At 51.1% G+C, this 12,933-nt stretch carries 8 protein-coding genes and 1 tRNA gene; 2 read left to right on the top strand and 7 right to left on the bottom strand.

Annotated elements, in window-relative coordinates; all coding sequences use genetic code 11:
• Positions 1–479: 479 nt before the first annotated feature.
• The 3 genes from B5F83_RS02455 to glmM all read right to left on the bottom strand — a co-directional run bounded on the left by B5F83_RS02455 (position 480) and on the right by glmM (position 3,400).
• Positions 480–740 carry a type B 50S ribosomal protein L31 gene (locus tag B5F83_RS02455; protein ID WP_087275194.1) on the bottom strand — a complete coding sequence of 87 codons (261 nt, stop codon included), beginning with the start codon at positions 738–740 and terminating at the stop codon, positions 480–482.
• An 89-nt stretch (positions 741–829) separates the two neighbouring features.
• The gene (locus B5F83_RS02450) at positions 830–1,918 is read right to left on the bottom strand and encodes an exo-beta-N-acetylmuramidase NamZ domain-containing protein (RefSeq protein ID WP_087275195.1); all 1,089 of its coding nucleotides are present in this window, start codon (positions 1,916–1,918) and stop codon (positions 830–832) included.
• A gap of 12 nt (positions 1,919–1,930) precedes the next feature.
• Entirely contained in the window at positions 1,931–3,400 is a 1,470-nt protein-coding gene (gene glmM / locus B5F83_RS02445; protein ID WP_087275197.1) for a phosphoglucosamine mutase, read from the bottom strand.
• A gap of 206 nt (positions 3,401–3,606) precedes the next feature.
• Here glmM and B5F83_RS02440 point away from each other — a divergent pair, with 206 nt between their 5' ends.
• Positions 3,607–3,975: a DMT family protein gene (locus tag B5F83_RS02440; protein WP_087275198.1), complete on the top strand. Its 369-nt coding sequence runs from the start codon at positions 3,607–3,609 to the stop codon at positions 3,973–3,975.
• Positions 3,976–4,015: 40 nt separating this feature from the next.
• On the opposite strand, the gene B5F83_RS02435 is transcribed toward B5F83_RS02440, so the two are convergent.
• Positions 4,016–6,634, bottom strand: coding sequence for a heavy metal translocating P-type ATPase (locus B5F83_RS02435; protein ID WP_087275524.1), 2,619 nt, complete (start codon positions 6,632–6,634; stop codon positions 4,016–4,018).
• Between the two features lie 188 nt (positions 6,635–6,822).
• On the opposite strand from B5F83_RS02435, the gene B5F83_RS02430 reads away from it, so the two are divergent.
• A tRNA-Glu gene (locus tag B5F83_RS02430) sits at positions 6,823–6,894 on the top strand.
• Positions 6,895–7,690: 796 nt separating this feature from the next.
• Here B5F83_RS02430 and B5F83_RS02425 read toward each other — a convergent pair.
• The 3 genes from B5F83_RS02425 to rsmI all read right to left on the bottom strand — a co-directional run bounded on the left by B5F83_RS02425 (position 7,691) and on the right by rsmI (position 12,930).
• Positions 7,691–9,895 carry an AAA domain-containing protein gene (locus tag B5F83_RS02425; protein ID WP_087275199.1) on the bottom strand — a complete coding sequence of 735 codons (2,205 nt, stop codon included), beginning with the start codon at positions 9,893–9,895 and terminating at the stop codon, positions 7,691–7,693.
• A 15-nt stretch (positions 9,896–9,910) separates the two neighbouring features.
• The gene (locus B5F83_RS02420; RefSeq protein ID WP_087275201.1) at positions 9,911–12,061 is read right to left on the bottom strand and encodes an AAA family ATPase; all 2,151 of its coding nucleotides are present in this window, start codon (positions 12,059–12,061) and stop codon (positions 9,911–9,913) included.
• Between the two features lie 143 nt (positions 12,062–12,204).
• The gene (gene rsmI / locus B5F83_RS02415; protein ID WP_087275203.1) at positions 12,205–12,930 is read right to left on the bottom strand and encodes a 16S rRNA (cytidine(1402)-2'-O)-methyltransferase; all 726 of its coding nucleotides are present in this window, start codon (positions 12,928–12,930) and stop codon (positions 12,205–12,207) included.
• Positions 12,931–12,933 lie beyond the last annotated feature (3 nt).

Raw genomic sequence — 12,933 nt, 5'->3', positions numbered from 1 at the left:
AACTTTTGTTTTCGGGAGGCCAGGGAAACAACATCTCTGCCGAAAGAATGATAGGAAAAGGGATGGAAGTGGGATGAGGAGGTAAAACCGGATTTTGCCTGCATATTTTCCACCCCACAGCCAGCCGGCTCTTTTTGAAGTAATTAATAATCAACAACTTACAAAAATACGAACTGCTTTTGGGTGCTTTCTGAGGCACCCAAAAGCAGGAGCTATTTTAATAAAACACTGGTTATCAGTATATTATAAAAATCATAGATGGCTATGGGGTGGAAAAACAGGGCGACAAAATCCCTTATTCTGAATCCGGAACCCTGAAGAAAAATCAATCGGGTAGCCAAGGAAGTTCTCCCGAAAGGAGGGCAGTCCATTTTGTTCGGGTCACGGACGAGAAATAACAAAAAACCCATGAACGGCATGACCATCCATGGGCAAATCCAAATTATGAAACGAATAAACTATTTTCTGAAACGAATAAACTATTTCTGGCTGTTGTCTCTTTTCTTGTACCTCTGGTAGAACTTGTCGACACGTCCTGCGGTATCCACAAGCTTCATCTTACCCGTGTAGAACGGATGTGATGTGTTCGAAATTTCGAGTTTTACAAGAGGATATTCCACACCGTTGATTTCGATGGTCTCCTTTGTATTTGCACAAGAACGTGTAATGAACACGTAATCGTTCGACATATCCTTGAAAGCGACAAAACGGTAACTTTCGGGATGAGTACTTTTCTTCATTGCTTTATAAATTAAATTATTAACGTTAATATTTTTCAAATCGGAGCGCAAAGGTAACCCCTTTTTTATGAAAACACAAATTTTTTTTCTTATTTTACCCGGAAAAGCTGGTTTTCCTCGTAAAGAAGGAATTTTCTGGCTTTCTTAATCCATTTCTGCTCCTGCTCCTTGATATGCTCCCGCGCGGTTTCCCACTCGACATCGCCCGTAACATAGCCGTACAGCACTTCGTCATCCAACAGGTCTATCAGAGTCCTGTCGTTGAACCCGAGCGAATCGTCATCGTTTATTATCGAAAATTCTTCGCAATTGCGGTATACGAAGTTCATCAGCTGCAACGCATGCGAGAGGGCATGATACGAGGCGCCCGGTTCGAGGATTATCTGATATCCGAAACACTGCCGCCCGGCATATTCCCCCACCGAAGGCTGGAAACGGCAAGGCCTCAAAGTGGCCCCGTCCGCTGCCGGCGGCATCTTGTAACTGTTATGAAGGCTTTCCATGAAAGGCGCGCCGAAAATCTCGTACGGACGTGTCGTGCCTATGCCCGGAGTTACGTTCGTACCCGACCACAGGGCGCTTCCGGAATAGAGGCTGCATGTAAAATATCCCGGCATATCCGCCGCAATAGGAATCGTCCACGGAAGCAGTTCGCGGTTCGATGGTGTGGCGGAAACGGAAATTACATGCAGAGGAAAACGCGCATTCAGGTCATTATGGACAAGAGAGGCAATCTCACCGACAGTAAGTCCGTGCCTGTGGGCCAGTTTGAACATCGCCTCGGACATGGTTCCCTCGACCTGCCGGCCGGCCGGATTGATATGGTCCACAATGAAAACCGGTATGTTTATCTTTTCTTCGGACATTGAGGAAAACAGTTCCAGCAAGTCGTTGGTGTAGGCGAAATACCTCGCCCCCGCCCCCTGGATTTCGACAATGAGCACGTCCGTTTCACGCAACTGCTCCAGAGGCACATATATGTGGCTTTCCTTATTGGAAAACTCGGGTGTCGACGGGGAAAAGACATGCTTCAGGTTTCCCCGCTTGGCAAATGTCTCATAAAGATACTCCCCGCGCTCCGGATGCCAGCAGTTCGGAGTACAGAACACCCCGACCCTGCCTTTGCGCAAGACAAGGTCGTCCTGTTCGAAAATCGGTGTGGTCCTGAATGAAAACATTTCCGGCGAAGGTTATCCGAGAATCGAATCCGCGAGCATCACTATTTCATCCGCAATGGCATCGGCCTCGGCCGAAGTCGGAGCCTCGGCATACACCCTTATAATAGGTTCCGTATTGGATTTGCGGAGATGCACCCATTTTCTTTCCATATCGAAATCTATCTTCACCCCGTCTATGTCGGTTATCCTCTTGTCCGAATAGCGTTCCTTGATGGCCGCAAGGACGGAATCCACCTTCGACGGATCCTTCAGTTCGATACGGTGTTTCTCTATGCAGTAACGCGGAAGCCTCTCCCTGACAGCCGAAACCTTTACTATGCCACGCTCGTTGAAGCACTCCGCCGGAGTATCGGGATAAATATCCCTGTAATGTGCGAGATAACTCAGGAAAAGCGCCGCACCTACAAGGGAATCACGGCCGTAATGGATTTCAGGGAAAATGACCCCTCCGTTGCCCTCGCCTCCTATGACGGCTCCGGTGCGTTTCATCTCGGCCGTAACGTTCACTTCGCCTACTGCCGCAGCGGTATAGGTTCCCCCGCGCTGCTCGGTAATATCCCTGAGCGCCCGGGATGAAGAAAGGTTCGAAACGGTGGCGCGCTTATGACCTACCGGATGGGACGGCCGTATCCTGTCATAATTCGCAAGAACATAGTCTGAAACGGCTACCAAAGTATATTCTTCCCCGAATGGCGTGCCGTCCTCGCACATTAAGGCAATCCTGTCCACGTCAGGGTCTACGGACACTCCGAAATCCGCCCCGGAAGATGCCGTAACCGACGAAAGTTCCATAAGGTTCGCCGGAAGCGGCTCGGGATTGTGAGCAAAATCCCCGGTAGGTTCGCAATTGATTTTCACGCACTCTACTCCCAGCCTTTCGAAAAGCATCGGCATGATGATACCGCCGACCGAATTGACTGCATCGAGGGCCACTTTGAAACCGGCCTTCCTTATCGCCTCGACATCGACATACGGACAATCGACAACCGCTTCGACATGTTTTGCTGCAAAATCTTTTGCCGTCACCTTTCCGAGAGTGTCTATTTCCGAAAAACAGAACTCGCCCCTGTCGGCACACTCGAGCAGTTCCGCCCCTTCCGCGGCATCGAGAAATTCTCCCTTTTCATTCAGAAGTTTGAGGGCGTTCCACTGCCTTGGATTATGGGATGCCGTTATGATGATTCCTCCATGGGCCTTTTCGAAGATAACTGCCATTTCAGTCGTAGGCGTTGTAGCGAGCCCCGCTTTCACCACATCCACACCGCACGCCATGAGCGTACCGCAAACCAGCGACTCAACCATCTCCCCGGACAGGCGGGCATCCCGACCTACCACGACACGGCACCTCTTGCCGGGATACAGTTTTTTCAATCTCGCACAATAGGCGGAAACGAATTTTACAACATCTACAGGCGTAAGAGCCTCGCCCGGATTCCCTCCGATAGTCCCGCGGATACCGGAAATCGATTTTATCAGACTCATAGCATAAAAATTTTACCGAAGGCAAATATACGAAGAAGCCGCAAGCGGAGCAAATTTATTTGATGTTACTGTCGCGCTCTGTCGCTATCCTGTCGCAGCCGAAAAAATTGTTTTTGCTAAAGGAACTTCTTATTTTTGCGGCCGTTTTGATTTTTGCGGATTTTAAACCGGTTTTGACAAAAGGATTTTAATAAAACAGTGGTGACATGAAAGGGGTCTATACTATACTTCTGCTCATCGTATCGAATATTTTCATGACCTTCGCCTGGTACGGGCACCTGAAACTTCAGGAGATGAAGATAACGACCGATTGGAAACTGTGGATGGTGATACTGTTTTCCTGGGGGATAGCCCTGTTCGAGTACTGCGCACAGGTACCGGCCAACAGGATAGGCTTCATAGACAACGGAGGGCCTTTCACACTGATGCAACTCAAAGTGATTCAGGAAGTAATAACACTCACCGTCTTTACACTCTTCGCGCTGTTCATATTCAAGGGGCAGGCGTTGCAGTGGAACCACTTGGCAGCATTCGCCTGCCTCATCCTTGCCGTATATTTCGTTTTCATGAAATAACGGGGCTTCATGAACGGGGCTTCACGGGAAGCGGCCTGGGCTACCTGGCCTTTATCCTGTAATCGCCTTCTTCCGCAAGCCTTTTCTGGAGTTCTTCCACAGGAACTTCGGCAGAATCGAATTCGACAACAGCCACAGGCGGGTCGAGCGTAACGGTGGCATGCACTCCCTCTATCGAGTTAAGTGCATTCTCGACATGTTTGCGGCAGTTCATGCACATCATGCCGCTGATTTCATACTCTTTTTTCATTTTCGTCACTACTTTATTATTTTTATTATCAACAATTTCATTATTATTAACAATCGTTTCCGGCACATTCGTTTTATCTGAAACTTCCGGGATTCCGGCCGCGGCCTTCTTGCCTGGCCACAGTTTTCTTACACCCAATCTCAGACTGTTCGTAACCACACTCACGCTGCTGAACGCCATCGCCGCACCTGCAATCATCGGATTGAGCAGGAATCCGTTAATCGGGTAAAGGGCCCCGGCTGCTATCGGAACGCCTATCAGGTTGTAAATGAAGGCCCAGAAAAGATTTTCCCGTATTGTCTGCACCGTCATCGCCGAAATCCTGATTGCATCCGGGATTTTTCTCAAATCTGAAGAGACTATAGTCATTCCTGCCACATCCATGGCTATGTCGCTTCCATTGCCCATGGCTATGCTGAGATCGGCTTCCGCAAGGGCGGCACTGTCGTTTATCCCGTCACCGACCATCGCGACCGTCTTTCCCGAAGCCTTCAGACTCCGTATATAGCTGCTTTTTTCATCCGGAAGCACTCCATAACGGCAGTTTTCTATTCCGCAGACACGCGCCACATATTCGGCACTTTCCTTCGAGTCGCCCGTAAGTATATGTACTTCGATGCCCATTTTCCTGAGTTTCGAAACGGCCTCGACAGAAGTCGGCTTTATCCTGTCGGCGACTCCGAGTACCGCTATGGCCTCCTTGCTGTCCGAGAACCATATCGCCGTCTTCGCCTGGGATGCGAGGCCGGCGGCGGCAGACGACAGGGAATCCGGAAGCAAGACCCCGTTTTCCTTCAAAAACGTCTCGTTTCCGACAAAATACGTTTCCTCCCCGACCGTTCCCCTCACGCCCTTTCCGGGCATGGCAGCAAAACCTGTGACATCGACCGGACGGCAATCGAAATAAGAAGCTATGGCCTCTCCTATGGGATGTTCCGACAACAGTTCCAGGGACTTTAAGATTGCAGGGCGCACATCAGTTCTGGAATCTCCAGGACCGGCATTTCCATGCCCGGCATCTCCCGTGCCCCTGTGTCCGGCTTCTCCTGGCATGTTTTCACCTTCAGCCCAGAACACATCGGTGACGGCCGGACGGCCTTCAGTTATCGTACCGGTCTTGTCGAGCACGATGACATCGGTTTTCTTGGCTATTTCGATACTTTGGGCATCCTTTACGAGTATGCCGTTCCTTGCCGCCTTGCCGACACCCACCATTATTGCCGTAGGGGTTGCAAGCCCCAATGCGCAGGGACAGGCTATGACAAGCACGGTCACGAACGCAAGGAGGGCATGGGTCATACCTTCGGACGGGTCAGCAATCAGCCAGACGACGGCAGAAAGGAAGGCTATGCCTATTATCACAGGAACAAAAACGGATGCGATTTTGTCTACGAGCCTCTGCACCGGAGCCTTGCTCCCCTGGGCATCCCTCACCAAAGATATTATCCGGGACAAAAGCGTGCCCTCCCCTACTTTTTCCGCCTTGAAATACAACGAGCCTCTCCCGTTCACGCTTCCGGCAAACACTTTTTCGCCGGCATATTTGTGTGAAGGCAGAGGTTCTCCGTTGAGCATGCTTTCATCGACATACGAATCGCCCTTTATCACGGAGCCGTCCACAGCTATCCTTTCACCGGGTCTTACTACGACAATGTCCCCCGCCTTCACATAGCCAATAGGTACGACACGTATTTCCGAATCTTCTCCGAGCACGCCCACCGTATCAGGCCGCAGGCCCATCAGCTCCCTGATTGCCGAAGAGGCCTTTCCCTTTGCCCTTTCTTCAAGCCACCTGCCGAGCAGGATGAAAGTGACTACCATGGACGAAGCATCGAAATAAAGATGGGGCTCCACTCCCTTGGATAGCCAGAAATCTGGGAAAAACAGGTTGAAGGTACTGAAAACGTATGCCACCCCGGTACTTGTCGCCACGAGGGTGTCCATGTTGGAAGAAAAATGCTTCAAAAGCCTGAAAGCTCCCGCAAATATCCCGCCAGCAGGCCATACCAGCACGGCTCCCGAAAGGACAAGCATGACATATCCTCCGTATGGCATGTCCGGGAAAAACATGGATATGACAAAAACAGGGATGGAAAACACTATCGAGAAAACCAGTTTCCGTTTCATCGCCTTCATTTTCCGGACATGTTCTTTTTCCAACTCGTCTTCCCCGCGTTCCTGCCGTCCTATCACAAGGTCGTAACCGGCATCTACCACAGCCTTTTTCAATGCCTCGGGACTGCACTCCGCCGGGTCATATTCGACCGTGGCCATATTGGAAGCGAGGTTCACCGAAGCGCATCTGACCCCCTTGCTTTTGTTCAAGGCCTTGTCCACACGTGCGGCGCAGGCCGCGCAAGTCATGTCCAGAACAGGAAAATTTTCTTTAATCAAACCTTTTTCCATAATGAAACATCCATAAAATCGCCGGTAATAAAATTTTCGGTAATTTCCGGTCACAAAAATACGTCCGGCACATTGCAAACGCTTTGCAAAATTAGCAAAAACGGTAAAATCGTGGAAAATCTCGCGGAAAATCTGCCGAAAAATTTGGAATATCACCTAAAACATCTATCTTTGCAGTCCCAAATCAAACCGGTGGATTCGTATAACGGTTAGTACTCAAGATTCTCAATCTTGCAATGGGGGTTCGATTCCCCCATCCACTACAGCAGGACGGCCCGTCAAGGCTGTCCTTTTTTGTTATCCGGGGCTATTATCCGGGTTGTCGGGCTGTCTCCGGGCTGTCTCCGAGCTGTCTCCGAGCATTCTGGCTGTCGGGCTGCCTCCGGGCTGTCGGGTATAATTTATCCGCACTTTCAGGGAAAGTGAACCAAATTGCCGGGAATTCGAGGCACTTTCCCCTATGATCCACGTACTACAGAGCACTACAGGTGCCCTACACGGGGAAACTACCAGAAAACCACAGGGAAAGTGAACCATATTCCTACAAATTCACGGCACTTTCCCCCAATAAATTCGTGTCTACCGCAATCTACATGCATTCATAGTCCATTTCTGGTCTGTTCTTTCGGGGAAAGTGAACCAATTTGCCACGAATCCGTGGCACTTTCCCCGGGAACGAAATCGGACAATCGCTTCTACGGCTATTCTGCCTACATTCTTTGTCCGTCCTATCAGGGGAAAGTGAACCAAATTCCCACGAATCCGTGGCACTTTCCAGGGAATATTGCTCCTCCCCCGGAAATATTGTTCCTACGCTATTCCTCATCCGCACTTTCGGGGAAAGCTTTCCATGTAATTTTGGAACAGTCGGTGCATGATAATTTTGAATGCATTGACAATCAAGCGATTAGTAAAATAGATGCACATTTCGGCCGTTTAAAACTTTCGAAATGTGCACTTGGATTTTTATTGTATTGATATTCAGCTTGTTGCAAAATTATCTGCACCCGGACTTCCACTACGTTCACTTATCCGGAAAGCAAACCAGTTTGCCACAAATCAGGTACACTTTCCCGGAACTGATTGCCCATTCGGGCCATCGGGACCATCTGGGGCAGTACCAGCCGAAGCAAGGCTATCCAGAGCGGGACCACCTGAAACAAAGCTGTCCATAGCAGGACCAGCCGAAGCAGAACAATCCTGAACAGAGCCATCCGAAACGGGACCATCCGGAGCTGGAGCATCCGAAACGGAAGCAGGGCTATCCAGTACGGGACAATCCGGAGTAGAGCTTTCCGAAGCAAGACCATCCGAAGCAGAACCACCCTGAGCAGGACCAGCCGGAGAGGGACAATCCGAAACGGGGGCAGGGACCAGCAGGCCTCCGGATTTTTCGATATAGTTGTACAATGCCTTGTAAAACGGGTGCGCACACATTGTACGGCTGTCCCCTATGATTACCAGTTTGTACCTTGCCCGTGTCATGGCCACGTTCATGCGCCTCAGCTCATGAAGGAAACCGATATTGGAGTTCCTGTTGGAACGCACAAGGCTTATGATGATTACATCTCTTTCCTGGCCCTGGAAACCGTCCACGGTATTGATTGACACCGAACTCCTTATGCTTTTCAGAAAACGGTTGCGCGAAACGAGTCCCCTCAAACAGGACACCTGGGCCTTGTACGGGGATATCAGTCCGAAATCGATATGCTCGGAACGGATGCGCTCCGCCCCGAAAGGCTGCGCATAGTTTTTCAGCACCGACACGGCAAATCGGGCCTCTCCCCTGTTTACACGGCCGGTACCGTCCGACACATGCTGCTCGGAAAAACCGCAATCGCACGTATCTATCCATAACATCGGCAGACCGAAAGATGAGGTGTCGCGGGCGGAAATCTGGGGCGCCGCCTTCAGCCTGTTATCGTAGAAAAAATATGAACTGAAACGCATTATCGTCTCATTCATACGGTATTGCATGGTAAGAAGGCTCACGCATTCCGGCTTGTTCTCCGCCACGACTTCCATAAGTGTCCTGCCGAGCCCTGCATCCAGGGCACGGAGACATTTGACCGTCGGGGGCAGCTGGCAATGGTCTCCGGCGAACACCACCCTGTCCGCCTTGTTTATGGCTATCCATGAAGCCGCTTCAAGGGCCTGTGCGGCCTCGTCTATGAAAAGGGTACTGTAATGCCTGTTGAACAGCACCTTCGAAGCGGCCCCGGCAAGGGTGCAGGCAATCACGCGCGCCGAGTCGAAAACATTGTCGGTAATGGAATGCTCCAGTTCATCCGCTTTCTTGCGCAACTCCCTCAGCCGAGCCGACAATGCCCTGCGGTTCCCGTTTTTCGACCTCAACGCCGCCGAACACTCCCTTGCGGCCCTGCGGACATTCCAGAGCAAAGGATAATCCGGATGGTCTTCGAAGCGTTTTTCAAAAGTGCAGTCCATGACCTTGTCATCTATCCTTACCGGATTGCCCACCCTCAGCACGGGAATCCCCCGTTCTATGAGTTTCAGGCACACCCAGTCGACCGCCGCATTGCTCTGGGCACAGACCATCACCTGATTTTCCCTGAAAAGTGTCTCGAATACGGCCTCGGTCAAAGTAGTAGTCTTGCCTGTGCCCGGAGGCCCATGCACTATGGCCACGTCACGGGAGCAAAGAATGGAATTGACAGCATCCTCCTGCGAAGGATTCAGCCATGAAAACGATCCGCGGACGGCAGAACCGCGCTTTACGGCAGGAGCCGCCCCCAACAATATCTCCCGCAACCCGGCAAGCCTGTCGTTCTTGGCTGCGATGACCCTGTCAAGCGCCGCGAACATAAGCCTGTATGTAGTCTCGTCAAAGGAAAGCTGGACACCCAGTCCCGTCTCCGCACGCAAACGCGAGACCGCAGATTCTCCGGGAACGGCGACCAGCATGGTATCGCCGTCGACAAGGCTCACGGTGCATGGATAGCTCAGAAAAACCGATTTTCCGTCCTTGTCAATAAAAAAGAACTTCACCGGAACCCCGTATTCGAAACGGCTCCCGTCCTCTTCCTCACCATCTTCACGCGCCGGCCGGGATACGGCAAGCACATACTGGTTCAGAGAGTTGTAGAAACTCCGTCCCAATTCCAACGGATACCAGCAAAGTCCTTTTGAAAGGCGGAGATCGAGAGACATCCTCCCCATCTCCGCCTCATTTTCGGCCAGCTCATGGCGGTACTCCTCAAGCAGAAGCTCCCTGTGGCGTTGCAAATGCGCAATGGAATCCATCTTCTCTTAGGAAAATCATTTCCTGTTAGAAAGGACTATCTGCCCATCTTTGACATCGACTACCACGGTCGAATCCTTGGTTATCCTGCCCTCCAGTATGCCTTTGGCAAGCAGGTTCACAAGTTCCCTCTGGAAAAGCCTCTTTATCGGACGTGCCCCGTAAGCCGGGTCATAGCCCTTGACACTCATGTAATCCACGAATTTTTCGGTAAAATCTATGTTTACACCGCTGTTTTCGAGGCGGGAAGCGAGTTCCTTCATCTGTATGTGGAGGATGTCCCTGATATCCTTGCCCGAAAGCGGCTGGAACATGATTATCTCATCGATACGGTTAAGGAACTCCGGCCTTACGGTCTGTTTCAGAACCTCAAGAACCTTGGATTTGCATTCCGCCAGCAGGGCCTCCCTTCCGGAGCCGTCCAAAGGCAGACGGTGTATGTAGTCCTGGATGATTTCCGCACCGACATTCGATGTCATAATCAGAATCGTATTCTTGAAGTCCACCGTACGGCCCTTGTTGTCAGTCAGACGCCCGTCGTCAAGCACCTGGAGCAGGATGTTGAACACATCCGGATGGGCCTTCTCTATCTCATCGAGAAGGACTACCGAATAAGGCTTGCGCCTTACGGCTTCGGTAAGCTGGCCACCTTCATCGTAACCAACATATCCCGGAGGCGCACCGACAAGACGGCTCACCGAGTGGCGCTCCTGATACTCCGACATATCGATTCGGGTAATGAGGTTTTCATCGTTGAACAGGAACTCCGCAAGCGCCTTTGCCAACTCGGTCTTGCCCACGCCGGTAGTACCCATGAACAGGAACGACCCGATAGGACGTTTTTCATTCTGCAATCCCGCACGGCTCCTACGCACGGCATCGGAAACGGCCCTGATGGCTTCATCCTGCCCTACGACACGTTTGTGGAGCTCGTCTTCCATCCTCAGCAGTTTTTCCTTCTCGCTTTCGAGCATCCTCTTTACAGGTATGCCCGTCCACTTGGCGACGACTTCCGCGATGTCCTCCGGAGTTACCGACTCATTGATGAGCGGATGCTCGTCGGCGGCGATTTCGGCATTCAGTTCGTCTATGCGTTTCTGCGTGTCCGCCATCTTTCCGTAACGTATTTCGGCCACCTTGCCGTAGTCCCCGCTCCTTTCGGCAGCCGCGGCGGAAACCTTCAGGTCCTCCATGTCCTGACGTTTCTGCTGGAGTTCGGAGAGCCGTTTTTTCTCCTTTTCCCACTGCTTCATCAACGCATCACGCTCCTCTGTAGCCGCCTTGACAGAATCCTTTATCTGCTCCGTCTTCAGCGAAGAACCGTCCCTTTTCACAGCCTCGCGCTCGATTTCGAGCTGACGGATTTTCCTGTTGAGTTCATCTATTGATTCCGGCACCGAGTTCATTTCGAGCCTCAGCCTTGCCGCCGCCTCGTCCACAAGGTCTATGGCCTTGTCCGGCAGGAAACGGTTGGTAATGTACCTGTGCGAAAGCTCGACGGCCGCGATGATGGCATCATCTTCGATATGCACCTTGTGATGGTTTTCATACCTCTCCTTAAGTCCACGAAGGATGGATATGGATTCGGCCGGAGTAGGCTCGTCCACCATTACCATCTGGAAACGCCTTTCAAGGGCCTTGTCCGATTCGAAATACTTCTGGTACTCGTCGAGGGTCGTAGAACCTATCGCCCTCAGTTCTCCCCTTGCCAATGCCGGCTTCAGTATATTTGCGGCATCCATCGCTCCGGAAGAACGCCCGGCCCCCACAAGGGTATGAATCTCGTCTATGAACAGGATGATTTCTCCTTCGCTGTCTATCACCGCCTTGACAACACCTTTAAGACGCTCCTCGAATTCTCCCTGATATTTCGCACCTGCAATCAGCGCACCCATATCGAGGGAATATATGCGCTTCGTCTTCAGATTTTCCGGGACGTCGCCGTTGACTATCCTCTCGGCAATACCTTCGGAAATGGCCGTTTTGCCGACACCCGGCTCTCCGACAAGTATAGGGTTGTTCTTGGTACGCCTGCTCAGAATCTGGAGCACCCTTCTTATTTCCTCGTCACGTCCTATGACGGGATCGAGCTTTCCCTGCGCTGCCCTTTCATTCAGATTCGTCGCAAACCTGTTCAGAATTTCCATATTTTCTTTAGTTATGCTCATATATCGTCAATCTCCTTTTTTCTTTTATTATTATAAAAATTTTTAAAAACACGACGAGTTTTCAACAAAACATGTTCCCTTAAAGAAAAATTGACATAATGACATGAAAAAACAGAAAAAAACCGAGGTTTTCTGACGAAATTTCAGTCCCGGGTCTTGTATTTGTTTTTCGACACGCCAGTTTCCTTCACGGGTTCCGGGGCCCCTGAAACCACAATAACTATCTCTCCTTTGGGCTCGTTTTCAAGAAAATGCGCCTCCAGCCCGGCAAGGGTGCCACGGACTGTTTCCTCATGTATTTTCGTAAGTTCGCGCGACACGGAAGCGGGACGGTCCTCCCCGAAAACCTCCTTCATCTGCGAAAGGGCCTTTACAAGGCGGTACGGGGATTCATAGAATATCATCGTCCTCTGCTCGTCCTTCAGGGCAGCGAGACGGCTCGACCTGCCTTTTTTCTGAGGAAGAAAACCTTCGAATACAAAGCGGTCCAAAGGAAAACCGCTGTTTACCAAAGCCGGAAGAAAGGCGCACGGGCCGGGAAGGGTCTCGACTTCCACGCCTTTTTCCACGCAAGCCCTCACAAGAAGAAAACCCGGGTCGCTCACCCCCGGCATCCCCGCATCGGATACAAGGGCAGTGTCGAGACCGGAGGCTATGCGGTCGCTTATGTACTCGGCCGTCTTGTGCTCGTTAAACTTATGATGGGATTCCAGTTTCGGTGCGACAATGCCGTAATGCCTGAAAAGGACCTGGGAAGTCCGGGTGTCCTCACAAAGTATCAGCCCGACATTTTTCAAGACCTCCACCGCCCTGTAAGTCATGTCCGAAAGATTGCCTATCGGAGTAGGGACTATATAAAGTTTTGCCATAAG

The organism is Muribaculum sp. An289 (genome assembly GCF_002159555.1).
Lineage (GTDB): Bacteria > Bacteroidota > Bacteroidia > Bacteroidales > UBA932 > Merdivivens > Merdivivens faecigallinarum.
The sequence above is the reverse complement of the archived record's forward strand: the minus strand, read 5'-3'. Positions and strand labels throughout refer to the sequence as shown.